Annotated in this window: 20 protein-coding genes; 4 read left to right on the top strand and 16 right to left on the bottom strand. The window is 71.3% G+C overall.

All coding sequences use genetic code 11. The annotated features are described in order from the left end of the window. Window positions 1–2 precede the first annotated feature (2 nt). The 12 genes from ABT254_RS26500 to ABT254_RS26445 all read right to left on the bottom strand — a co-directional run bounded on the left by ABT254_RS26500 (window position 3) and on the right by ABT254_RS26445 (window position 15,974). Window positions 3–1,337 carry a PP2C family protein-serine/threonine phosphatase gene (locus ABT254_RS26500; protein ID WP_351474852.1) on the bottom strand — a complete coding sequence of 445 codons (1,335 nt, stop codon included), beginning with the start codon at window positions 1,335–1,337 and terminating at the stop codon, window positions 3–5. A gap of 3 nt (window positions 1,338–1,340) precedes the next feature. Next, window positions 1,341–3,827, bottom strand: coding sequence for a serine/threonine-protein kinase (locus tag ABT254_RS26495; RefSeq protein ID WP_351474849.1), 2,487 nt, complete (start codon window positions 3,825–3,827; stop codon window positions 1,341–1,343). 25 nt (window positions 3,828–3,852) lie between these two features. Continuing rightward, window positions 3,853–5,184 carry a coiled-coil domain-containing protein gene (locus tag ABT254_RS26490; RefSeq protein WP_351474846.1) on the bottom strand — a complete coding sequence of 444 codons (1,332 nt, stop codon included), beginning with the start codon at window positions 5,182–5,184 and terminating at the stop codon, window positions 3,853–3,855. A gap of 65 nt (window positions 5,185–5,249) precedes the next feature. Beyond that, window positions 5,250–6,299 (bottom strand): glutamate ABC transporter substrate-binding protein, encoded by a 1,050-nt coding sequence (locus ABT254_RS26485; RefSeq protein ID WP_351474843.1) that lies wholly within the window; start codon window positions 6,297–6,299, stop codon window positions 5,250–5,252. A gap of 14 nt (window positions 6,300–6,313) precedes the next feature. Next, entirely contained in the window at window positions 6,314–7,768 is a 1,455-nt protein-coding gene (locus tag ABT254_RS26480; RefSeq protein ID WP_351474840.1) for a CHASE3 domain-containing protein, read from the bottom strand. A 126-nt stretch (window positions 7,769–7,894) separates the two neighbouring features. After that, entirely contained in the window at window positions 7,895–8,887 is a 993-nt protein-coding gene (locus ABT254_RS26475) for an N-acetylglucosamine kinase (RefSeq protein ID WP_351474837.1), read from the bottom strand. Then, window positions 8,878–10,143, bottom strand: coding sequence for a 6-phospho-beta-glucosidase (locus ABT254_RS26470; protein ID WP_351474834.1), 1,266 nt, complete (start codon window positions 10,141–10,143; stop codon window positions 8,878–8,880). The genes ABT254_RS26475 and ABT254_RS26470 overlap by 10 nt, the downstream gene beginning before the upstream one ends. A gap of 6 nt (window positions 10,144–10,149) precedes the next feature. Continuing rightward, a complete protein-coding gene (locus ABT254_RS26465) occupies window positions 10,150–11,043 on the bottom strand; it encodes a carbohydrate ABC transporter permease (protein WP_351474831.1) in 894 nt (297 codons plus the stop codon). 2 nt (window positions 11,044–11,045) lie between these two features. Next, entirely contained in the window at window positions 11,046–12,014 is a 969-nt protein-coding gene (locus ABT254_RS26460; RefSeq protein ID WP_351474828.1) for a carbohydrate ABC transporter permease, read from the bottom strand. Continuing rightward, window positions 12,014–13,351, bottom strand: a complete 1,338-nt coding sequence (locus ABT254_RS26455) for an ABC transporter substrate-binding protein (protein WP_351474826.1) — start codon at window positions 13,349–13,351, stop codon at window positions 12,014–12,016. Before ABT254_RS26455 ends, ABT254_RS26460 begins: the two co-directional genes overlap by 1 nt. Before the next feature lie 85 nt (window positions 13,352–13,436). Further along, on the bottom strand, window positions 13,437–14,648 hold the full coding sequence (locus tag ABT254_RS26450) for an ROK family transcriptional regulator (RefSeq protein ID WP_351474823.1): 1,212 nt from the start codon (window positions 14,646–14,648) through the stop codon (window positions 13,437–13,439). 228 nt (window positions 14,649–14,876) lie between these two features. Further along, complete coding sequence (locus tag ABT254_RS26445) at window positions 14,877–15,974, bottom strand: mechanosensitive ion channel family protein (RefSeq protein ID WP_351474820.1); 1,098 nt, start codon at window positions 15,972–15,974, stop codon at window positions 14,877–14,879. A gap of 328 nt (window positions 15,975–16,302) precedes the next feature. Between ABT254_RS26445 and ABT254_RS26440 the strand changes: the two genes are divergently transcribed. Continuing rightward, entirely contained in the window at window positions 16,303–16,839 is a 537-nt protein-coding gene (locus ABT254_RS26440) for an HNH endonuclease (protein ID WP_020116449.1), read from the top strand. A 90-nt stretch (window positions 16,840–16,929) separates the two neighbouring features. Here the strand turns inward: ABT254_RS26440 and ABT254_RS26435 are convergent, their stop codons facing one another. Genes ABT254_RS26435 through ABT254_RS26425 form a run of 3 tightly spaced genes read right to left on the bottom strand, consistent with a single transcriptional unit; the run spans window position 16,930 to window position 19,549 of the window. Then, window positions 16,930–18,318, bottom strand: coding sequence for an FtsX-like permease family protein (locus ABT254_RS26435; RefSeq protein WP_351474817.1), 1,389 nt, complete (start codon window positions 18,316–18,318; stop codon window positions 16,930–16,932). Continuing rightward, window positions 18,315–19,019, bottom strand: coding sequence for an ABC transporter ATP-binding protein (locus ABT254_RS26430; protein WP_351474814.1), 705 nt, complete (start codon window positions 19,017–19,019; stop codon window positions 18,315–18,317). The genes ABT254_RS26435 and ABT254_RS26430 overlap by 4 nt, the downstream gene beginning before the upstream one ends. After that, window positions 19,016–19,549, bottom strand: a complete 534-nt coding sequence (locus ABT254_RS26425) for a PadR family transcriptional regulator (RefSeq protein WP_351474810.1) — start codon at window positions 19,547–19,549, stop codon at window positions 19,016–19,018. The genes ABT254_RS26430 and ABT254_RS26425 overlap by 4 nt, the downstream gene beginning before the upstream one ends. A 177-nt stretch (window positions 19,550–19,726) precedes the next feature. Between ABT254_RS26425 and ABT254_RS26420 the strand changes: the two genes are divergently transcribed. The 3 genes from ABT254_RS26420 (at window position 19,727) to ABT254_RS26410 (ending at window position 22,365) form a co-directional block, all read left to right on the top strand. Beyond that, on the top strand, window positions 19,727–19,957 hold the full coding sequence (locus ABT254_RS26420; RefSeq protein ID WP_450701117.1) for a hypothetical protein: 231 nt from the start codon (window positions 19,727–19,729) through the stop codon (window positions 19,955–19,957). Beyond that, the gene (gene malQ / locus ABT254_RS26415) at window positions 19,957–22,044 is read left to right on the top strand and encodes a 4-alpha-glucanotransferase (RefSeq protein WP_351474807.1); all 2,088 of its coding nucleotides are present in this window, start codon (window positions 19,957–19,959) and stop codon (window positions 22,042–22,044) included. Before ABT254_RS26420 ends, malQ begins: the two co-directional genes overlap by 1 nt. A gap of 69 nt (window positions 22,045–22,113) precedes the next feature. Then, entirely contained in the window at window positions 22,114–22,365 is a 252-nt protein-coding gene (locus ABT254_RS26410) for a hypothetical protein (protein WP_351474805.1), read from the top strand. Between the two features lie 66 nt (window positions 22,366–22,431). On the opposite strand, the gene ABT254_RS26405 is transcribed toward ABT254_RS26410, so the two are convergent. Continuing rightward, the gene (locus ABT254_RS26405) at window positions 22,432–23,028 is read right to left on the bottom strand and encodes a TetR/AcrR family transcriptional regulator (RefSeq protein ID WP_351474802.1); all 597 of its coding nucleotides are present in this window, start codon (window positions 23,026–23,028) and stop codon (window positions 22,432–22,434) included. Window positions 23,029–23,059: the final 31 nt, after the last annotated feature.

Here is a 23,059-nt window from a genome sequence, read left to right as displayed (position 1 = left end):
CCTCAGGCCGATCCTGCCCCCTGAGGGACGGCCGGGAACGGCACGACGGCCACTGTTACGTTGTCGTGGCCCCCGCCGTCCAGGGCGTGACCGACCAGCACACGGGCGCTGTGCAGCGGACGTACGGCGGCATCCGTCGGCACGACCTCGGCCATCTCCTCGGCCGCCTCCGCGTAGTTCCACAGTCCGTCCGTGCACACCACCACTACACCCGGCCGGTCCGGCTTGAAGGAAGCCGTGTGCGGCTCCAGTTCGTAGGCGTCCGCGCCGAGCCAGCCGGTGATCGCGTGGGCCCGCTCGTCGGCGTACGCCTCGGCCTCGCTCATCAGGCCCGCGGAGACCATCTGCGCGGCCCACGAGTCGTCCTCGGTGAGGCGGGCCGGGGCCGAACTGCGGTCCACCGGCACCCAGTAGGCGCGGCTGTCGCCGACCCAGCCGACGACCAGCAGCCCGGCCGTCACGACCGCGCCGACGATGGTGCAGGCGGGCGCGTTCTGGTGCGGGGAGTGCTCGCGGGCGGTCGCGGGTTCGTCGGCCAGGGCGTTGACCGCGTGCGAGGCGGCCACGATCGCGTCGTGCATGGCCTGTTGCGGGTGCGTGCCGCGCGGCAGGGCGGTGAGCAGCGCGTCGTTCGCGGCGCGGGCGGCGGCGAGCGAGGCCTCGTCGGGCCGGGTCGCCGAGGAGACCCCGTCGCAGACGATCGCCACGGACGCGGGCGCGCCGTCGGGCAGGGTGGCGGTGCCGATGCCGAACGCGTCCTCGTTGCGGTGGTGGCGCAGACCTCGGTCGCTGACGGCGGCCACCGGGCCGGACTCCTGCTCCATGTGGTCGCGCTCCCGGGGCTGGGCGTGCCCGCAGTTCTCGCAGTAGCCGTCGTCGTCGACACGGCCCGCGCGGCAGGCCACGCACAGCTTGGCCTCCTCGGCGGGTGCGGCGAGCGAGGCGACGCGCGGGTCCGGGGCCTGCAGCGGGTACTCGTCGGGCACCGGCGGCCGGTCGAAGCGCACCCCGGAGGCGGGGGAGACCGGCGATCCCGTGGGCTGCTCCGGCGGCAGCGGGGAGCCGCCCGAGTCCGTGCCGTGCAGGTCCGTCGGCAGATGGGTCGCCGCCGGGGTGTCGGAGCCGCCCGGAGCGGCGGCGACGGGCCAGGCCGCACCGTCGCCCTCGCCCGGCCGCAGGTCCGAGCCGTTCAGCGCGATCGTCGGATGGTCGTCCGGCCGTGCGGGCACGACGGACAGGTCGTATCCGCACGCACCGCAGAAACGGTCACCCGACTCGAGCGGCCACTCGCAGCTCGGGCAGTTCGACAGGGCGGCCTGCTGGGGCATCTGCGACATCAACTACACCCACGTCCGGGGGCGGTAACGGTTGGCACGTTCCACCAGGTCGATCCTCTCCTCGCCGCCCCGCGCCAGCCGGGCCAGCGTGCGGTACGAACGCTCCAGTCCGAAGCGGAGTCCCCGCTCGTCCAGGTCGCTGCCGAGCAGCACGCGCTGCGCGGCGGGAGCAACCACCTGGCCACCGGAGAGTATCCAGTCCAGCGCGCAACCGAGGACTTCGGCGGACAACTGCTCCCGGCGTGCCGGATCCAGACCATACGCGTCCAGCGCCTCGACCTGCCCGGCGGCGGCCCGCAGGTCCTCCAGGAACGGTACGTCGGAAGCGGCCGCCGTACGCCCGCGCAGCCGTGCCCGCACGGCCGCCACCCGCGCGGCCGTGTAGTGGATCGAGGACTCCGGTACCGACTCCAGCGTCCGTACGGCACTGCGCCGGTCCCCGGTCGCGAGCTGCACGCGGGCCAGACCGAACGCGGCACTCACATAGCTGGGGTCGGTCGACCAGACCAGCCGGTAGTACTCGGCCGCGTTGTCCAGCTGGCCCAGCACCTCCGCGCACAGGCCGAGCGCCAGCTTGGGCGCGGGTTCGCCGGGGAAGGCGTCGTAGATCGCGTCGAAGGCGAGCGCGGCGCTCTCCTCGTCGCCGGTCACCAGCGCGGCCACGCCCCGGTACCAGACCACCCGCCAGTCGTCGGGCCGCTCGGTCTCCAGGGTCTGCAGGGCGTTGAGTGCGGTCGCGAAGTCGCCGTTCTCCAGCCAGGCGCGGATCTGCCTCAGCCGGGTCTCGACCGAGGCCGCCGGAGCCGCGGCGAGCGCCCCGAGCAGCTCGGCCGGCGCGGTCGTCATCAGGCCCGCCAGGAAACCCGCGTTCGGGTCGGAGGGATCGACGCGGGGGACCGGCAGGGCGAGGGCCGCGGTGGGGGAGTCGACGTGCTTGACGAGGGCCGCCGTGCCGTTCGCCGACGCGGGAAGCTGCGGCTGCTGCCCCTTCCGCGGCCGCACCATCCGCGCCCCCAGCCGTGACACGTCCCCCTCCAGCTTCGGGAACAACTCCGTGTCCGTGACCTTCAGTTCGGGTCCGAACAGCGTCGACAGCGCGGGCCGCGCCCGGCCCGTCTGCAGCGACACCACCTCGCGCAGCACACCCGTCAGCTGCTCCGCCATCTCCTGCGCGGAGGCGAACCTGCGGGCCGGGTCGGGGTCGGTGGCGCGGACCAGGAGCCGGTAGAAGGACTCGTACCGGCGGAAGACCTCGATGTTGTCGGGGTCGGGCAGGGAGTCCACGAAGACGTTCGTGTAGCCCTGGAAGTCGAAGGACAGGACGGCCAGGGTGCGTGCGACCGTGTACAGGTCCGACGCCACCGACGGGCCGACCTCGGCGACCTCCGGCGCCTGGTAGCCCACCGTGCCGTAGATGGCCGACTCCTCGTCGTCCATCCTGCGCACCGCGCCCATGTCGATCAGCTTGAGCTGGTCCTCGGTCTGGATCGCGTTGTCGACCTTGAAGTCGCAGTACAGCAGGTTGCGGCTGTGCAGATGGCCGAGCGCCTCCAGCGCCTCGATGCCGTACGCGCAGGCCTGCTCCACCGGCAGCGGATCCCGCTTGCCGTCCGGGGTGCGGCGGTCGTTGGCGATCTCCTTCAGGGACTTGCCGCCGACGTACTCCATGACGATGTAGCCGTCGAGCGAACCGGTGCGCTGGTCCAGGTGCTCCACGAAGTTGTAGATCCGCACGATGTTGGAGTGCTCGATCTCCGCCAGGAAGCGCCGCTCGGAGATCGCCGCCGCCATCGCGTCCTGGTCACCGGTGTCCAGCAGGCCCTTGAGGACCACCCAGCGGTCGGAGACCGCCTTGTCCACGGCCAGGTAGACCCAGCCCAGGCCGCCGTGCGCCAGACAGCCGACGACCTCGTACTGGCCGTGGACGACGTCACCCGACTTCAGCTTCGGGACGAAGGAGTAGGGGTTGCCGCACTTGGTGCAGAAGCCCTCGGTACGGCCCGCGCGCTCCCCGCGTGAACGGCCCACCGGCGCCCCGCAGTCGGAGCGCGAGCAGAACCGCTTGCGCTCGGGCACCTCCGGGTTCTCCAGCACCATCGCGCGCGGATCGGGCCGCGGCACGTCCGGAACCTGCACCAGGCCCACGCCCAGCCGGCCGCGGGAACCGGTGCTGGTGCCGGAACCGGAGCTGCGCACCGACACCGAACGGCCCGTGGACCTCCCCGACAGGGAGCGCGAGAGCCGCCCGGACACCGAGCGCCTCGACTTCGACGACTGCGAGGACGTACGCGAGCTGCCGGCCCGCGAACTGCCGCTGTCCTGCGAGCCCTTGCCGCCGCCGGTGATGCCGGTGGCCGACGAGCCCACCATGCCCTTCGCCGACACGACGGGCGCCAGACCGCAGGTGTCGCAGTACAGCTCGCCGCCGCCCACGTCCTCGTACGTGCCCTCGCAGTCCGGTCGCTGGCAGGTCTGCTGTGCCTCGCTCATGACGACGCCGTACCCCCTTTGTCGCTCACGCTCCGGACCCCCCGCGGTCCCGCGGGCCGCCCTGCGGCGGCACGCGCGGGGCGCCCAGCACTTCGGCGGCCGCCTGCTGGTAGCGCAGCACGGCCTGTTCGGCGACGCGCAGATCGCACGGGGCGCTCCACAGCATGCGGCGCGCCGCGTCGTACCGCTCGATCAGGAACGGGTCCTCGGCGTACCCGAGCCGGGCGACCTTCGCCTTGTACGCGTCGAGGCGGCCGCGCAGCTCGGCGCGGACCGCCAGGGGCGCGGTGACCGCGGTCAACGACTCGCGGGCGCGCAGCAGTTCGTCCTCCGCCTTCTGCTCCAGGGACTCCAGGAGCGGGGACAGGCGGTGCCACTGGGCGTGTCTGCGGTATTCGGCGGCCGTCGCCAGCTGCTCCTGCAGCGCGGTCGGCGGGCCGCTGACGACCGGCACCTCCGTGGCGGCGATCTTCGCGAGGACCTCCCCGCGCGCGTTGCGTGCCTCCGCGAGGGTGCGGTCCGCCCTGCTGAGCACGTCCCGCAGCTTCACCAGCCGCTGCTCCGCGTCCTGCCGGACGGTGAGCACGGCGTCGATCTCCCGGCGCACCTCCTCCAGGGCGCGCGCCTCCCGGTCGTACACCGTGGTGTCCGGCCGGCCGCCGCCCGGAGCCGAACTCCCCTGCGCGGGAATCCAGTACGCCAGCGGGTCGGAGATCACCTGCTCGCGCAGGGTGGTCAGGGTGCGGGTGATGCGCTCCAGGTCGTCCCCGGAGGGGTGCTCGCCGGGGCGCACACCGACGGAGTGGGCGAGCGTACGGGTGCGCTGGAGCTCCGCGGCCAGTAAATCGATCCGGGCGGGCAGCGCCGACCAGACCGCGTCGGCCGCGACCACCATGTCCAGGCTCGACGCGTACAGCTCGTTCATCAGGTCGACCAGGGCGGCCAGGGAGAACCGCCGGCTGAGCTTGCCCGGGGCGGACAGCAGCGTCGGCGCGTTCGCCGTGGCCGTCGTCGACCCTGCGACCGTGACGGACTCGCCGCGCAGCAGCTCCGTCAGCTCCACCAGGTCCTCGCGGCTGGACCAGCGGCGGCGGGAGCGGATCTCCCGGGCGGAGCGCAACGCGTCCGTGTAGGCGTCGAAGTACGCCCACAGCAGCGTGATCGATGCCTCCGCGGCAGCCCACCGCTCCTTGGTGATGCCCGTCAGCTGGGCGCCCTCGAGGAGTCTGCGGCCCGCGTGGTCCTGCAGGGCGAGGAGCGAGGTCTCGATCGCCTCGTGCTCCGCGCCGAGCCGCGCCAGCGCACGGTCCACCTCGTCCCGGTCCATCACCGGCCCGGCGGGGTCCGTGACGCCCATCGATCACCTCTCGCTGCTGTCGTGTTCCGTCGTGTGGTGCCGTACATCCGTCAGTTGATGATCGGTCACTTGTAGTGCGCTTCGGGAGGGGTCGCCGACGCCGACTTCTCGCCACCCTGGTCCATGGTCGGATGCAGCCACTTCTCGTACGAGGCCGCCCAATCGCCGTCCTTGATGTAGTTCTGCAGGGTCCGGTTGACCTGGCGTATCAGATCCCGGGAGCCCAGCTTCATCGCCACGCCGTAGTACTCGTCGGTGAACAGGCCGCCCTTCAGCTGCACCGTGGGGTCCTGTGCGGCCTGGCTCGCGGCGAGCGCGCCGTCCGTGACGACCGCGTCGACCTCGCCGAGCTGCAACTTCACCAGGCAGTCGAGCTGGTTGGGGACCACGGTCGAGATGTCCGCGCCGGTGGGAAGAGTGCCCTTCCCCTTGTCCGCCTGCAGCCGGTCCAGCGCCGTCGAACTGTCCGCCGAGCAGATCTTCTTGTGGGAGAGGGTGCGGTTGTATCCCGTGATCGCCGAGGTACGCGGGGCGAGGACCTGCTGTCCGGTCCTGAAGTAGGGGGCGGAGAACGCCACTTGCTTGATCCGGTCGCAGTTGATGGTCATGGTGCGCACCACCATGTCGACCTCGTCGTCCTGAATCGCCTTGATACGGCGGCTGGTCGGGATGGCCTTGAACGAGACCGCGTCCGGGTCGCCCAGGATGTCCTTGGCGATCTGGTGGACGAGGTCGATGTCGAAACCCTCCGGCGCACCGGAGGCGTTGTTCGGGTTGAGATAGCCCCAGCGGTAGCTGTTGGTGTCGATGCCGACGATCAGGCGCCGGTCCTTGCGGGCCTTGATCCTGTCGATGATCGGTGTGCTGCCGTCACCGCCCGACGGCGACAGACTGCCGTCCTGCGGGTTGTCGCACTTGGCCGCCGCCCTGGCCTGCAGGCCCTGCGCGACCCCCGGGCCGCCGCTGCCCGCGGCGTCGTCCGTGCCGCTCGACTGGGTCAGGGGCAGCAGCAGTGCGAACGCCAGGGCGAGGGCGCACAGGGCCGCCATCGCGCCGACCCCGCCCCAGCCCCGGAGGCCGGTCCGCAGACGCTGTGCCAGACGCCGTGCATCCATCGTCACGCCCCCTCTCACCGGTACTCCGACAGCCTGCGCCCGATGCCGACGACCGCGCCGGCCGCCCCCAGCACCGCGAGGACCGCGGCCCCGTACGGCAGTCCGGTCAGCGCGTCCCGGCCGTCACCCGCGGCCTGCTTGAATTCGGTCTGCTCATGCTTGAGCGCCTTCTCCAGAGCGATGTCGATGTTGTCGAAGCACTCGCTCGTCGGGTCCTTGCCTACGCCGATGACCTTGTCCCGGGCCTGCTGGTACTCGCCCTTGTCGTTCCAGCCCTGCGCGACCGTGTGCCGTTGCTTCCACACCTTCATGAAGCCGTTCGCGTCCTGTACGGGTTTGCGGCCCGCCGAGTCGTCCGCGAGACCGTCGGCCTTGGTCAGCGAGGCCGCCAGCTCACCGATCTGCTCGTCGTACCCGGCGGCGTAGGCGTCCACCGGATTGCCGCCCACGACCTTGGTGTCGGCGCCGCGGCGGATCAGGCTGAGGTTCTCGTCACTGCGGGCCGTCAGGGACGCGATACGGGCGTCGTGCAGCACGTTCAGCGAGCGGACGCCGTGGTTGTACGAGGCGTTCAGCCCCGAGCGGGCGACCGTGTGGCCGACGACCAGCCAGAGCAGGACCACCACGGACGCGGCCGAGGCGATGACCAGGCCGTGGTTCAACACCCGGTTGGTGCGCAGGTAGTTGCGGCGCTGGGCCCAGGCGAGCCCGCCGAGGACGAGCAGGCCGAGGCCGACCGCCGCCCACGGGAACGACTTCGCGTGCGCGTAGTCGGAACTCAGCCGCTGGTTCTCCTTCTGGTAGAGGGCCTCGGCCTTCGGCAGCATCTGCTGCTGCATCTGCTCGTTCGCCGCGCGCAGATACGCGCTGCCCACCGGGTAGCCCTGCCGGTTGTTGGCCCGGGCCGTCTCCACCAGGCCCTTGTACCGGGGCAGCAGCTTGTTGAGTTCGGCGATGGTCTTCGCCGAATCGGATCCCGGGTCCGAGCTGGAGGCGGCCGTGACCAGCTTTTCCGCGGCCGTCCTGATGCCGTCCTCGTACCGCTGCCGCGTCTCGGGCTTCTCCTGCGGGCCCGCGAGATAGCCGCTGGCCGCCGCCGTGTTGGCGTCGGCGAGCGAGCGGTAGATGTCGGCCGCGTCGGAGCTGAGCGGCTGGCTGCGGGTGAGCACCTGCTCGGCGGCCGTCGCCCGGGCCGTCATCTGCCAGGCGGTGACCGCACCGAACGCGACGACGAGAAGGGCGAGGAACGCACCGATGATGCGCAGCCGCCCGGGCTCCGTGGTCGCGGCCTCGCGCAGCCGGTCGACGCCCTCCGCGAAGGCCGTACGGCGTGCGGAGACGACGTCGGGAACGACTGCGGGGCCCGTCGGCGTGGGGGGAACGGGCCGGCCCGGCTGAGGCGGTACGGACGGCATCGTGGGCACGGCGGTGCCCGGTCTTGCCGCACTGCTCTTCGGCGGGTGTGTCACTTTTGACCTCCCCCATGGTCATCCGTCACAGCAAGTATCGCCGCCAGGACTGACATCCGCACGGGGTGCCTGCCGGCGGCTTGCAGGATCCCGCACGACCCCCTGCCCAAGAACACGTTCTGGGAATCAGTTCGGTTCCGTTCTGGGCGGTTGCTCGAAGTATGCCCGCACCCGTTCGTGCACCTCCGCTTTCGCGCCCACCCTGTCCAGGCCCAGCAGTGCCGCCCCCAGCACCGGGCTCGCCGTCACCACCCGGGGGACCGCCTTCGGGGCGCGGGCGGACAGCAACTCGCGGATTCCGTCGTTGAGTTGGGGGTGCTGGGCGGCCAGGACGCCGCCGCCGAGGAGAACGGGGGTCTCCTCCTCCAGGAGGTCGAGGCGGGTCAGGGCCACCGTGGCCATGGTCACCACCTCGTCGGCCAGGCGGTCCACGATCGCGCGGGCGACCGGATCGCCGTCAGCCGCCGTGGCGAAGAGGACCGGTGTCAGTTCATGGCGGCGGGCGGGCGGTACCTGCTCCAGGTGGAGGGCCTCGATGAGGTCGAGCATGGTGTCGTGGCCGAAGTGGGCCGGGAGGGTGTGCGCGAGGGCGGTGGGGTCGCCGCGGCCGTCCGCCGCCCGTGCCGCGTGCCACAGGGCCTCCTCGGCGAGGCCCCAGCCGCCGCCCCAGTCCCCGGAGATGCGGCCGAGCGCGGGGAAGCGGGCGGTGCGGCCGTCGGGGCGCATGCCGACGCAGTTGATGCCGGCGCCGCAGACGACGGCGACCCCGCGGGGTTCGGTGACGCCCGCGCGCAGGATGGCGAAGGTGTCGTTGCGGACCTCCACGCCCGCGCCCCACGCGCGCGCGTGCAGCGCGGCCGCCAGCTGCTCCTCCTCGAAGGGGAAGTCGGCGTTGGCGAGGCAGGCGGAGACGTGGTCCACCGAGCTCACCGAGGCCGCGGCGAAGGCCCGTTGCACCGCCTGGGCGACCTTGTCGACGGCCGCTTCCACGCCCACCACGGGCGGCCGGAAGCCGCCGCCGCGGCTCGTGGCGAGGACGGTTCCGTCGGCCGCCACGACCGCGACGTCGGTCTTGCTGTTGCCCGCGTCGACGGCGAGGACACGTGCGGTCATGCCCACGCGAGATGCTCCCGGTTGTGTGCGATCAGTCGGTCGGTGAGGGCTTCTGCGTACTCGTACTGGCCGATGAGGGGGTGGGCGAGGAGGGCTTTGAACACCCGGTCGCGGCCGCCTCGCAGCGCCGCCTCCAGGGCCAGGTCCTCGTACGCCGTCACGTTCGCCATCAGGCCCGCGTACAGCGGGTCGACGGGCGGTACCGGCAGCGGGAGCGGCCCCTTGGGGCCGACCGCCGCCTGCACCTCGATCACCGCATCGTCCGGAAGGAACGGCAGCGTGCCCCGGTTGAGGGTGTTGACCACCTGGTACGGGCTGCCGGCCGAGCCCAGCAGGGCGGCCGCGAGGTCCACCGCCGCCTCCGAGTAGTAGGCGCCGCCCCGCTTGGCGAGCAGTTCCGGCTTCTCGTCGAGGGCCGGATCGCCGTACATCTTGAGCAGGTTCCGTTCCATCTCGGCGACTTCGGCGGCACGGGAGGGCTTGGTGCGCAGCTCGCGCACCACCTCGTCGTGGGCGTAGAAGTAGCGCAGGTAGTACGACGGGACGACGCCCAGGCGGTCGAGCAGGGCCCGCGGCAGCCGCAGGTCCGCGGCGATCGCGTCGCCGTGTTCGGCGAGCAGCTTGGGCAGGACGTTCTCGCCCTCGGGGCCGCCCAGGCGTACCCCGATCTCCCAGGTGAGGTGGTTGAGGCCCACGTGGTCGAGGTGGACGTCGGCCGGCGCGACCCCGAGCCGGTCCGCGAACTTCCGCTGGAAGCCGATCGCCACGTTGCACAGACCGACCGCCTTGTGGCCCGCCTGCAGCAACGCGCGCGTGACGATGCCGACCGGGTTGGTGAAGTCGACGATCCACGCGCCCGGGTTGGTACGGCGGACGCGTTCCGCGATGTCGAGCACCACCGGGACCGTGCGCAGCGCCTTGGCCAGGCCCCCCGCGCCGGTGGTCTCCTGGCCGACGCAGCCGCACTCCAGCGGCCAGGTCTCGTCCTGCTCACGGGCCGCCTGCCCGCCCACGCGCAGTTGCAGCAGCACGGCGTCGGCGCCGTCCACGCCGGCGTCCAGGTCGTCGGTCGTCACGATCCGGCCGTCGTGCCCCTGCCTGGCGAAGATACGGCGGGCCAGGCCGCCCACCAGCTCCAGGCGTTCGGGCGCCGGGTCGACGAGGACGAGTTCCTCGACGGGCAGGGTGTCGCGCAGCCGGGCGAAGCCGTCGATGAGTTCGGGGGTGTAGGTCGAGCCTCCGCCGACCACGGTGAGTTTCATACGTGGTTAACCCTTCACTCCGGTGAGCGTGACGCCCTCGACGAACGCCTTCTGGGCGAAGAAGAACACGAGGATCACGGGGGCCATGACCAGCACGGTCGCGGCCATGGTGAGGTTCCAGTCGGTGTGGTGTGCGCCCTTGAAGGACTCCAGGCCGTAACTGAGGGTCCATGCGCCCGGGTTCTCCGACGCGTAGATCTGCGGGCCGAAGTAGTCGTTCCAGGCGTAGAAGAACTGGAACAGACCCACGGCCGCGATGCCCGGTTTGGCCATCGGCAGGACGACCTTCAGGAGCGTGCGCAGGTCGCCGCAGCCGTCCACCTTCGCCGCGTCCAGGTACTCGTTCGGGATGGTCATCAGGAACTGGCGCAGCAGGAAGATGGAGAACGCGTCACCGAAAGCCATCGGGATGATCAGCGGCCACAGCGTGCCCGACAGGTCCAGCTGCTTCGCCCAGAACAGGTACATCGGGATGATGATCACCTGCGGTGGCAGCATCATCATCGAGATCACCAGCATCAGCGACAGATTGCGGCCGCGGAAGCGGAACTTGGCGAGCGCGTACGCCACGGGGATCGAGGACGCGACGGTAAGGACTGTTCCCAGTCCCGCGTAGATCAGTGTGTTCTTCCACCAGGTCAGGAAGCCCGGGGTGTCGAAGACCTTCTTGTAGTTGCCCCATTCCCAGGTGTGCGGGACGAGGTCCCGGCTCAGTGCCTGGGTGTCGCTCATCAGGGAGGTCAGGAACACGAACACGAAGGGGAGGGTGAAGAACAGCGCGGTCGCCACGCCCAGGGAGTGGATCGCGACCCATTCGAGTACGGCCCGGCGGCGGGCCGTGCGCTCGGCGGGGGAGACCGGTGCCTTCAACTGCACGGGCTTGTCCAGTACTTGGGCCATGGTCAGTCACCTGCCAGGTTGAGACCGCCCCGGCGCCGCATCAGGAACGCGGTGAACACCATGGACAGGGCGAACAGGACCAGGGCGACGACGCAGGCGGAGCCGTAGTCGAAGCGCTGGAAACCGAGGTTGTAGACGAGCTGCGGGAGGGTGAGGGTCGACTTCTCGGGATAGCCGGGCTCGAACTGGGTGCCCGCGCCCTGGATCACGCCGGAGGCGACCTTCCCCGCGATGAGCGGCTGTGTGTAGTACTGCATCGTCTGGATCACGCCGGTGACGACGGCGAACATGACGATCGGCGAAATGTTGGGAAGGGTTACATACCGGAACCGCTGCCAGGCGGATGCCCCGTCCAGTTCGGCCGCCTCGTACTGCTCCTGCGGTACGTCGAGCAGCGCGGCCATGAAGATGACCATCAGGTCGCCGATGCCCCACAGGGCGAGCAGGGTGAGGGCGGGCTTGGACCAGGTGGGGTCGTTGAACCAGCCCGGGGCCGGAATGCCGACCTTTTCGAGGATCGAATTCACAGGTCCTGTACCGGGGTTGAGCAGGAAGGCGAAGGCCATCGTGGCGGCCACCGGCGGGGCGAGATAGGGCAGGTAGAAGAGAGTGCGGAAAACCCCCGCACCCGTCTTGATCTTGGTGATCAGCAGACCGACCCCGAGCCCGAAGACGACCCTGAGGCTCACCATGACCAGCACCAGCCACAGGGTGTTGCGCAGGGCCGGCCAGAAGAGCGGGTAGTGCTCGAAGACGTACGTCCAGTTCTTCGTCCCGCTCCACGTCGGCGCCTTGAAGCCGTCGTAGTGCATGAAGGAGAAATAGACCGTCGAGATCAGCGGATACGCGAAGAAGACCGCGAAGCCGATCAACCAGGGTGACATGAAGGCGGCCGTACGCAGTGCCTTTTTCCGCCGCTTCGCAGCGAGGCCAGACCGGCGGCGCTTCGACGCAAGGGTGATCGTGGCCATTACTTCGCCTGCGCGATGTCCGTGTCGATCTGCGCGGCCGTCTTCTTCAGGCCCGCCTTGAGGTCGGTGACCTTTCCGCTCTCGTAGTCGTAGCCGAAGTTTTGGATCGTGGTGAGATACACGCCGCCGTTGATGGAGGCAGGGGAGGTCGTCGAGTTCGGGTTCGCGGCGATGTCCAGGAACGTCTTGAAACGCGGGTCGTACTTCAGCTTCGGGGACTTCAGGGCGGCCAGCGTCGAGGGCACGTTGTGGATGGCGTTGGAGAAGTTCACCACCGCGTCCGTGTCCGTGGTCATGTACTTCACCAGCTCCCAGGCAGCGTTCTGCTTGTGGCTGGCGGCGGAGATGCCGGTGATGGTGCCGGTGATGTAGCCCTTGCCGTACTGGCTCGCCCGGTCGTCGGGAACGGGCAGCGGGGCCACGCCGATGTCGAACTTCGGCTTGGCGTCCAGGGCCATGCCCAGGCGCCATTCGCCGTCCATCTGCATGGCCACCTGACCGGTGTGGAAGGGGTGCTTGACGCCCCATTCGTCACCGAGCTTGGAACGGTAGGTCTCCAGCTTCCTGAAGCCGCCGAGTTCGTCGACGAGCTTCTTCTGGAGCTTGAATCCGGCCTCGAAGGCGGGGTCCGTGGCGAGCTGCGACTTGCCGGCCTTGTCGAAGTACGTCGGGGAGAACTGGCCGAAGTAGTGCTCGGTCGTGGTCTCCCAGCCGTGGTAGTCCGGCATGAATCCGAGCTGCTTGTAGCTGTCGCCGTCCGGGATGGTCAGTTTCTTGGCGTCGGTCTCGAATTCGGACCAGGTCTTCGGGGGAGTCTTGATGCCCGCCTTCGCGAAGGCCGTCTTGTTGTAGTAGAGCCCGTAGGCGTCGCCGAGGAGCGGCGCCGAGCAGCGGTTCCCCTCGAACTGGGTGTATTCGTTCATCGCCTTCGGGAACGTCGTCTCCGGGTCGATGCCCGCCTTCTTGAAGAACGGGTTGAGGTCGACCAGCGCGCCCGAAGAGCAGAACTTGCCGACGTTGTTGGTGGTGAAGGAGGAGATGACGTCCGGGGCCTTGTCGCCGCCCGTGCGCAGCGCCTGGTTGATCTTGTCGTCGGTCATGTTGGCGACGACGTTCACATGGATGTTGGGGTGGGCCTTCTCGAAGCCGGAGATCAGGGAGTTGACGGCCTTCACTTCATTGGGCGCGCTCCAGGCGTGCCAGAAGTTGATGGTCGTGTCCTTGGAGGCGTCGTCGTCGGCGCTCGAGGAGGACTGGCCGGTACAGGCGGTGGCGAGCAGGGCGAGGGAGGCGGAGGCGGCGAGGGCGAGGGCCGCTTTCCGGGACATTCCGGGCATGGCAGGGTCTCCCAGGGACAGGGCGGGGGATGGTGAGGGAACGCGGGGGGTGAGTTCGGGGCCCGTACGCGGTGCGTACGGGGTGTCAGCGCGAGGTGTCGAAGACCTCGTCGCGGGTGGTCGCGAGGGCGCTCTCCAGCGCGCCGCGCAGCACGGGGTGTTCACGGACGTCGCCGACCACGAGCCGGGGCCGGGAGGCCGCCAGCTCCTCCAGCTCGGCCTGGACGAGGGCGCGCAGCACCTCGCCGCCCGAGGTCAGCGAGGCACCGCTGAGGACGACGAGTTCGGGGTCGAGGACGGAGACGAGGGAGGCGAGACCGGTGGCCAGCCGGGTCGCGTACGTCTGCAGCAGCTTGCGATGCAGGACGGTGTCCTCGGCGGCGGCCCGCTCGACGAGGGCGGCGGCGACCTCGGCGTAGGGCCCTGAGGGGATCTGCCCGATGCCGAGTTCGCCGGCGAGGTGCGGGATGGCCTGGGAGCCGGCGAGCTCCTGGTAGCCGCCACTGTTGGCTTTCGTCACGTGCCGGACCAGAGGCGCGCCCGGAACCGGCAGGAAACCTACCTCTCCCGCGCCGCCGGTCCAGCCGCGGTGCAGTCGCCCGCCGAGGACGAGGGCGGCACCGAGGCCGCCCTCGTTCCACAGCAGCACGAAGTCCTCGTGCCCGCGGGCCGCGCCCAGCCGCTGTTCGGCGACGGCGGCGAGGTTGACGTCGTTCTCGTACTCGACCGGCATCGGCAGCGCGGCGGCGAGTTCGTCGAGGAGGGCCGGGGTGTGCCAGCCGGGGAGGTGGGAGGCGTAGCGCAGGCGACCGGTGTTCGGGTCGAAGGCGCCGGGGGTGCCGATGACCAGCCGGTGGATGTCGTCGCGGGCGAGCCCCGCGGCCTTCACGGCACCGTCGAGGGCGTCGGTGACCTGCCGGACGACGGGCTGGGTGGGCCGCCTGCCCGGGGTCGGGAGCTCGAAGGAGCCCACCGTGCGGCCGGTGATGTCGGCGACGGCGGCGAGGACGCGCTCGGGGGTGACGTCGAGCCCGGCGGCGTACGCGGCGGCCGGATTGACCTCGTACAGCTGGGCATTGGGGCCGGGGCGTCCCTCGGTGGTGCCGGTGGCGAGGACCAGTCCGGCCGCTTCGAGGCGGGCGAGCAGCTGGGAGGCGGTCGGCTTGGAGAGGCCGGTGAGCTTGCCGATCCGCGTACGGGACAGGGGGCCGTGCTCCAGGAGGAGGTCCAGGGCGGCGCGGTCGTTCATGGCGCGCAGGACGCGCGGGGTGCCCGGCGTACCGGCTGTTCCTGCCATGTGGGTCGACACCTGCCTTTCGACTGCCCAGCTTCTCAGTGACCAGGGAGGGAAGTCCATCGGACGATCACCGGAGGACCGTCTCCCGATCACTGTTAGGAAAGTTTCCTATTGGCTGGAAAGGAACGTAAGCCCAGGGCGAAGGAGGCGTCAATAGAAATCGCCCCCGAGGCAACAGACTCGTTACCTCGGGGGCGGGTGGAAGCGGGTGGGGGCCGGCCCCTGCTGCTACTTCACGGCCGGCCGCTGCTGGACGAGCGGTGATGCCGCCTCGGACTGCGGGGAGTCGGGGTTGGAGAGCACCGACGGGGCCGCGACCGCCGCCGCCGGGTCCGCGGCCTCCTCCTCGTCCGCCGGGGCCGTCGCGCCGCCCACGATGCGGATGTTCGCCGCGTCGAAGGCGCGCTTGATGCGCCAGCGCAGCTCGCGTTCGACGGTGAGGGACTTGCCGGGCATCGTCTTGGCGGAGACGCGGACCACCATCGAGTCCAGCAGCACGCTGTCCAGGCCGAGGACCTCGATCGGGCTCCACAGGAGCTCGTTCCAGGGCTCCTCCGCGCTCATCTTCTCGGCCACCTCGTCGAGGGTGGACTTCAGCCGGTCCAGGTCCTCGTTCGCCTTCACCGTCACGTCCACGCCGGCCGTCGCCCAGCCCTGGGAGAGGTTGCCGATCCGCTTGACCTCGCCGTTGCGGACGTACCAGATCTCGCCGCTCGCGCCGCGCAGCTTCGTCACGCGCAGGCCGACCTCGATCACCTCGCCGGAGGCAACGCCCGCGTCGATCGAGTCGCCGACGCCGTACTGGTCCTCCAGGATCATGAAGACACCGGAGAGGAAGTCCGTGACCAGGTTGCGGGCGCCGAAACCGATCGCCACGCCCGCGACACCGGCCGAGGCGAGCAGCGGGGCCAGGTTGATCTGGAACGCGGCCAGGACCATCAGGGCCGCGGTGCCGAGGATCACGAAGGACGCCACCGAGCGCAGCACCGAGCCGATCGCCTGGGAACGCTGGCGGCGGCGCTCGTTGTTCACCAGGAGGCCGGCCAGCGAGGTGCCGTCGACGGCCTCGGCGGTGCGGGTCATCCGGTCTATCAGCTTGGTGATCGCCCGCTGCACGACCGCTCTGAGCACCCCGGCGATCACCAGGATCAACAGGACCCTGAGTCCGATCGCGAGCCACGTGGACCAGTTCTGCTCGACCCAGCTGGCGGCGTTGGTCGCGCTCTGCTGGGCGTCCTGGAGCGTGGGGACCGCCGGGGTCGTCGACTCCGAGGGGGTCGGCGACGGCGACGAACCGGCGGCCAGTAGGACGGCGGGCAAGGACACGGCAGGTACCTCCAGGTGCAACGGTCTGCCGTCCCGAACGTCGACTCGGTCAAGGTCAAGGTCACGAAAAGGTCACCGGGACGGCAGGCCCACCACACTATCGGGGCATGGTGTGCGAATCCTCGCCATCTTCTGAGGAGAGACCGTGCCCACCCGGGTTGAGCAGGTGGGATAAACAGCTGCCTCTCCGGGGGATGAATCAGATGTGGTCGAAAACACTCCCAGCCCGTTACCGGGACATGGTGGCGCTTCCACCAGGCAAGAGGGGAGACTGACTACAGATCGTCCCGGCGCGAGCCACGCGCCGCCGACGCCCAAGGAGGCATCCGTGCCGCATGTCCTGGTCCTCAACGCGTCGTACGAGCCACTCGGCGTCGTACCGCTCCGCCGCGCGCTCGTCCTCGTCCTGGAGAACAAGGCTGTCTCCCTGGAGGAATCCGGCGCCTTCATGCACAGCGCAACCGTCACAGTCCCCGCACCCAGCGTGGTCCGGCTCAAGCGATTCGTCCGGGTTCCCTATCGGGGGCCCGTTCCTCTTACCCGGCGGGCGCTCTTCGCGCGCGACGGGGGCCGGTGCATGTACTGCGGTGGCGTCGCAACCAGCGTCGACCACGTCATCCCGCGCAGCCGCGGGGGCAAACACGTCTGGGACAACGTGGTGGCGTCCTGCCGCCGCTGCAACCACGTGAAGGCCGACCGACACCTGTTCGAGATCGGCTGGCGGCTGCGCCACAAACCCGCTCCACCCACCGGCCTGGCCTGGCGGATCATCGGCACCGGCCATAGGGACCCGCGCTGGCTGCCGTACTTGCAGCCGTACGGCGCGGAGGACGCCATGGCCCGGATCGACGGCATTTCCGCCTGACGATCCGGGCCTTCGCACACCCCCGGTGACGGGGCCTGCGGTCACAGCGATCCGACTCCGGGAGTCCCCCGTACTCCCGGAGCCGGACAGTCATGCGTAGCGCAGCTCCGCGGGGCGGACCGAGCGGCGCAGCAGCGGCAGCGAGGTGGCCGCCGCCAGCAGACAGGCCGGGTACACGGCGAGCGGGACCAGGAGCGCGGCGTACGGCACCGGCAGTGCCAGGTGCTCCGAGGCGATCGAGCCGTACCAGAAGCTGATCACCGTGCCGCCGAGGCCCGCCACCGCGATCGCGGGTGCCAGCGGCACCGCGGTCTCCAGCAGCAGCGCCCGGGCCAGTACGCCGTGCGGCACCCCGGCGGCGGCCTGTGCGGCGAGGCCCCGGCGCCGGGTGGCGACGGACTCGGCGGTGCCCACGGCGAGCGCGGTCAGCAGCAGCGCGAGGGCGACGAGGATCGCGGCGCCGGTCAGGTTCAGACCGTTCTCGTAGAACCCGTTGCTTTCGGCGTAGTCCCCGTGCGGGGAGTGCAGCTGCGACAGCAGGACCTGCCGGATGCCCGCGAAGCCCGAGGCCGCCACCGTCACCAGCAGCACCGCGGCATGGGTGCGGGCCGCCGCCCACGGGTCGTCGCGCAGCCGTCCCGCCGCGATCAGCACCGCGGGGCTCTTGGCGCGGGCGGTGAGCCCCTCGCCCAGCTGCCGCGCCGATGCCCCGGTCAGCCACACCGCCACCGCGCCGACCAGCAGGCACACCACGAACACGGTGAGCGGGGCGAGCGCGAACTCGAAGGGGACGTCATCGAAGAAGGGGACGGTCACGATGTACACCACCGCCAGTGCGAGCGCCGCGGTCGCCACCCGGAACATCCGCCCCGGACCCTCGGCAGGCCGCAGCCGCCGTATCCGCCCCAGCGGCGAGGTCACCACACGGCGCAGCACCAGCGCGCTCACGGCCGCGCCCAGCACCGGCACCCCGACCGCCACCACGGCGATGCCCGCCCAGGCCAGGGGGGCGGGGCTGTGCCACAGCCGCAGCAGGGCCGGCACCGAGACCGCCGTGGCCACAGCCGAACCCACCAGACACGCGAGCCCCGACTCCAGCGCCGCGATCCGCCGCACCTGAGCGGGTGTGGCCCCCGCCAGCCGCAGCGCGGCAAGTCTGCGGTCCCGGTGCACGGCGCCGATCCGGGCGCACTGGCCGAGGAACCCGAGCACGGGGATGAACAGCATCAGCAATGCGAAGATCACGCCGATACGGGTGCCGGGCTGGTCGAGTAGACCGCCGCCCACGGACACGGTGAGCTGTCCGTCCAGCGACAGCAGCGCGGCGATCACCAGCCCCAGCCCGGTCGCCAGGGCCGCGCCGACGGCGGTGAGCAGCACGCGCCACCCCTCGCGGCGGTCCGAACCCCGGGTGAGCAGCCAGGCCAGACGGAGGTCGGCTTTCGCGGTCCGGTACGCCTTTTTGCACCGTGCCCTCACGCCGTCACCCCCGCCGCCGCCACGGTCCCGTCGTTCAGCCGCACCTCGCGGTACGCGTACGCCGCCACCTGGGCGTCGTGCGTGATCAGCAGGACCGCCGTGCCCGCCTCGCGCGCCGTGTGGACCAGGGACGTCATCACCTGCTCGGTCGCCAGGGAGTCCAGCGCACCGGTCGGCTCGTCGGCGAAGACGACCTTGGGCCCGGTGACCAGGGCCCGCGCCAGTGCCGTCCGCTGGGCCTGGCCGCCGCTCATCTCGCCGGGCCGCAGCGCCTCCTGCCCCGCTACGCCGAACCGTTCCAGCCACTCGCCGGCCGCCGCCTGGGCGTCCTTGCGGGCGGCGCCCGCGAGCATCAGCGGAAGCGCCACGTTGTCCAGCGCCGTCAGCTCCGGAATCAGCTGCCCGAACTGGAACACCACTCCGAAGTCGCTGCGGCGCAGCTCGCTCAGCCGCTTCTCCGACAGCTGGTCGAGCCGCTGCCCGTCGTACGTCACCGAGCCGGCGTCCGGGCGGACGATGCCGGCCAGGCAGTGCAGCAGCGTGGACTTCCCGCTGCCGCTGGTGCCTGTCACGGCGAGGATCTCGCCGGCCCGCAGCTCCACCGAGGCGCCGCGCAGCGCCTCGGTCCTGCCGTGCGCCTTGGTGAGGTCACGGGCCACCAGGAGCGGCACCGTGCTGTCTGGGCTGTCCCCGTTGCTCATGCTGCGTCGACCTCCGCGGTCAGGGTGGTGAGCCGGGCCGCCGTCGTGGTCATCCAGCGGAGGTCGGCGTCGAGATGGTTGAGGGCGTAGTCCGCCGAGAGCACGGTCGCGAGATCGGCGCCGGGCGCCGTCTTGACCGCCGTGAGCTCCCGCATCCGTTGCATGTGTGCGGCGCGCTGGGCGGCCAGATAGGCCTCCGCGTCACCGCCGGAGAGGATCGAGACGACGACCTTGGCGAAGATCTCGTTCGTCACGAAGGGGGCCGGCGGGGCGATCTCCCCGGCCCATTTGGCCAGTTCACGCGCCCCGTCGTCGGTCGAGCGGTACGTCGTCCGTTCCGGGCCGCCGTCCGAGTCGGTGCCCTCGACCTCCGCGAGGCCGTCCCGGACCAGGCGCTGCAGGGTCGTGTAGACCTGCCCGTAGGCCAGCGGACGGGCCTGCGGGAAACGTTCGTCGTGCCGCCGCTTCAGGTCGTAGCCATGGCTCGGCCCCGAAGCGAGCAGCCCCAGCAGGATGTGGCGGGTGCTCATGGCGATCATTATGCACTCGATACATGTACTGAGTGAATAGTTGCCGCCGCGGAGCCCTGGAGTTGACGCAGAATGTGAGGAGAGGCACGTAGTCCCTTTCGGTACGTCTGCCGCCGCGTCCGGTGGGTAGGGCTGCGTTAACCCGCAACCTCTTGCGTACTCGACAAGGAGGCCCCCGTGGCCGCACCGGCTTACCCCCTTTCCAAACCCGTGGCGCAGCTGCCGTCCCTCGACCCCGAACCGCACTTCTGCGTCTTCAGTGCGGAGGGCGCCTGCGCCGAGACCCCGCTGACCAGCGAACCGCCGCTGCCCGAGGCCGAGCCCCTCACCAGTGAGCCGCCGCTCGCCGACGCCGCACCCCTGACCAGCGAGGCGGTGGCCCCCGAGCCGGACGCTCCGAGGCACTAGTGACGGCGCAGGGGTCGGCCGACCCGCCCTCCGAGGAGCTGTCCCGGCTCGCCGCGCTGCACGGCGTCGCCACCTCCTACAGCCCCTCCCCGGACCGCACGGTCGCGGCCTCCGCCACCGCAGTCACCCGCGCCCTCGCCGCCCTCGGCGTCGACGCGAGCACCGACGACCTGACCCGTGCCGCGCTCGCCGCCCGCGAGCGGCAGCTGAGCGAACGGCTGCTGCCGCCGACGGTGGTCCAGTGGAGCGGCACAGAGTCCTCCGCCCTCGCGGCCCTCCCGGCCGGCACCCGGCTGAGCATCGAGACCGAGCAGGGCGAGACCCGGTCCTCGGCCGAGCAACTCCCGCCCGGCGTCCACCGGTTGACGGCCACCGCCCCCGACGGCCGCAGCGCCGAGGCCCACCTCGTCGTCGCCCCGCCCCGGCTGCCGACCCCCACCACCCGCTCGTACGGCCTGCTCGTCCAGCTCTACTCCCTGCTCTCCCGGCGCTCCTGGGGCATGGGCGATCTCGGTGACCTCGCCGAACTCGCCGCCTGGGCCGGCCGTGCGCTCGGCGCGGGGTTCATCCAGGTCAACCCGCTGCACGCGGCGGTGCCCGGCGCCCCCACCGACCCCTCCCCGTACCGCCCCTCCTCCCGCCGCTTCCCCGACCCCGTGCACCTGCGCGTCGAGGACATCCCCGAATACGCCCATGTCGAGGACCGGGAGCGGGTGCGAGCGCTGCTCGGGCGCGCGGCCGAACTGCGGGAAGCGGTCCTGGAGAAGGGCGCGTTGATCGACCGGGACGCGGTGTGGGAGCTCAAGCGGGAGGCGCTGGAGCTGGTCCGCGAGGTGGAGCTCGGGCCCGGACGGCGCGCCGCGTACGTGGACTTCCTCGCCGAGCAGGGCGAGGCCCTGGAGGACCACGCCACCTGGTACGCCCTGGCCGAGGTGCACGGCTCCGACTGGAGCCGCTGGCCCGCACCGCTGAGGGACCCGCGCTCGGCGGAAACGGCCCGCGCCCGCCGGGAGCTGATGGACCGCGTCGACTTCCACTCCCGGCTCGCCTGGCTCACCGACGCCCAGCTCACCGACGCCCAGCGCGCCGCGCGCGAGGCCGGGATGCCGGTGGGGATCGTGCACGACCTGGCGGTCGGCGTGCACCCCGGCGGTGCCGACGCCTGGGCGCAGCAGGAGTACTTCGCCGCCGGGATGTCGGTGGGCGCACCGCCGGACGCCTTCAACGCGCGCGGCCAGGACTGGGGCCTGCCGCCCTGGCGACCGGACCGCCTCGCCGAGTCCGGCTACGCGCCCTACCGCCGCCTGCTGAAGGCCCTCTTCCGCTACGCCGGCGCTCTGCGCATCGACCACGTCATGGGCCTGTTCCGCCTCTGGTGGGTGCCCCAGGGGCATCCGCCCACACAGGGCACCTACGTCCGCTACGACGCCGAGGCCATGCTCGCGATCCTCGTGCTGGAGGCCTCGCGTGCCGGGTCTATCGTCATCGGCGAGGACCTGGGAACGGTCGAGCCGGGGGTGCGGGAGACGCTGCGCGAGCGGGGGGTGCTCGGCACCTCGGTGCTGTGGTTCGAGCGGGACTGGGAGGGCGACGGACAGCCGCTGCCGCCCGAGGCCTGGCGCTCCGACTGCCTCGCCACCGCCACCACCCACGACCTGCCGCCCACCGCCGCCCGTCTCACCGGCGAACACGTGGAACTCCGCGACCGCCTGGGCCTGTTGACCCGTCCGCTGGAGGAGGAGCGCGCGGAGGCGGCCAACGACACGGGGGAGTGGCTGGGCCTGCTCGCCCGCCTCGGCCTGCTGCACGGCACCGGCGGCGCGCACGGCGTGTCGGAGGAGGAGGCCGAGATCCAGGCGGTCCACCGCTTCCTGCTGCGCACCCCGTCCCGCATGATCGGCGTCTGGCTCCCCGATACGATCGGCGACCGCCGCCCGCAGAACCTCCCGGGCACCTGGGACCAGTACCCGAACTGGCGACTGCCGATCGCGGACGCGGAGGGCCGCCCGGTGACTCTGGAGGAACTGGCCGGCTCCCCGCGACTGCATGCGCTGCTCGACGTACTGCGGACGGGAGGGCCGGGGTGAGGGGGGCACTGCTCGCGTAGGGCACCCCCGAACGAGCGACCCCAATCGTCGTTCGATACTTTTGACAGCGTGGACAAGAAGAACGCCCTGCGCGCCGGCGCCCTGGCCGCCGGTACGACGCTGATGATGCTGCTCATGTCGTCCCCCGCCTCCGCGCTGATCCGCGACGACGGCGACGACCCCGGCAATGGCCTGAGCGTCGGCGAGACGCTGGGCCTCTACGTCCTGGCTCCTGTGGCCCTGTTCGCGGTCATCGCGGGCCTGGTGATGGTGCTGGACAAGTCCAAGGACCGCCGGCCGAAGGCCAAGGCGAAGGCCTGACCTCACGTTTCCCGGGGGCGTCGGCCTCACCGTACGCACGGTGAGGCCGACGCCCCCGCTGTGTTCTCACGGGCTCGGCGCCGTCAGATACCGCTGCAGGGTGGGCGCGAGCCACGCCACGATCTCCTCGCGGGGCAGCGCCACCACGGGCGGGATCCGCAGCACGTAACGGGTCAGCGCCAGCCCCAGCAGCTGTGTCGCCCCCAGTGCGGCCCGCGCCGGTACCTGCTCGGGGTCCGGGCACACCTGCCGGGCCACCGGCAGCACCTGGTCCCGGAAGATGCCCTGCATGCGCTCGGCCCCGGCCTGGTTGGTCGCGCCGACCCGCAGCAGCGCGGTGAGCACCTCGTTCTCCTCCCAGGTGTCGAGGAAGTGCGCCACGAGGGCGCGGCCGACGTCCTGCCGGGGCAGCCCGGCCACGTCGGGCAGCCGCAGATCGACGGAGACGGCCGCCGCGAACAGGCCCTCCTTGTTGCCGTAGTAGCGCATCACCATGGACGGGTCGATGTTCGCGTCCTTGGCGATGGCGCGGATGGTGGCGCGCTCGTAGCCGTCGGCGGCGAAGCGCTCGCGGGCCGCCGTGAGGATCGCCTCACGGGTGGCGTCGGAACGGCGCCGGGCGCCGCTGTCGGAACCTGTGCTTCTGCTGTTGCTGCCGTTCACGCCAACGAGCGTAGGCCAACACCTGTTCGCC

Origin of the sequence: Streptomyces sp. NPDC001137 (assembly GCF_040298885.1) — a bacterium.
Taxonomy (GTDB): Bacteria; Actinomycetota; Actinomycetes; order Streptomycetales; family Streptomycetaceae; genus Streptomyces.
This window is presented reverse-complemented; position numbering and strand designations above follow the sequence as displayed.

Excerpts from the sequence above, each read along its gene's own strand:
- ABT254_RS26500 (WP_351474852.1), bottom strand. The coding sequence starts at position 1,337 with ATGTCGCAGATGCCCCAGCAGGCCGCCCTGTCGAACTGCCCGAGCTGC.
- ABT254_RS26495 (WP_351474849.1), bottom strand. The coding sequence starts at position 3,827 with ATGAGCGAGGCACAGCAGACCTGCCAGCGACCGGACTGCGAGGGCACG.
- ABT254_RS26490 (WP_351474846.1), bottom strand. The coding sequence starts at position 5,184 with ATGGGCGTCACGGACCCCGCCGGGCCGGTGATGGACCGGGACGAGGTG.
- ABT254_RS26485 (WP_351474843.1), bottom strand. The coding sequence starts at position 6,299 with ATGGATGCACGGCGTCTGGCACAGCGTCTGCGGACCGGCCTCCGGGGC.
- ABT254_RS26470 (WP_351474834.1), bottom strand. The coding sequence starts at position 10,143 with ATGAAACTCACCGTGGTCGGCGGAGGCTCGACCTACACCCCCGAACTC.
- ABT254_RS26465 (WP_351474831.1), bottom strand. The coding sequence starts at position 11,043 with ATGGCCCAAGTACTGGACAAGCCCGTGCAGTTGAAGGCACCGGTCTCC.
- ABT254_RS26460 (WP_351474828.1), bottom strand. The coding sequence starts at position 12,014 with ATGGCCACGATCACCCTTGCGTCGAAGCGCCGCCGGTCTGGCCTCGCT.
- ABT254_RS26455 (WP_351474826.1), bottom strand. The coding sequence starts at position 13,351 with ATGCCCGGAATGTCCCGGAAAGCGGCCCTCGCCCTCGCCGCCTCCGCC.
- ABT254_RS26450 (WP_351474823.1), bottom strand. The coding sequence starts at position 14,648 with ATGGCAGGAACAGCCGGTACGCCGGGCACCCCGCGCGTCCTGCGCGCC.
- ABT254_RS26430 (WP_351474814.1), bottom strand. The coding sequence starts at position 19,019 with ATGAGCAACGGGGACAGCCCAGACAGCACGGTGCCGCTCCTGGTGGCC.
- ABT254_RS26425 (WP_351474810.1), bottom strand. The coding sequence starts at position 19,549 with ATGAGCACCCGCCACATCCTGCTGGGGCTGCTCGCTTCGGGGCCGAGC.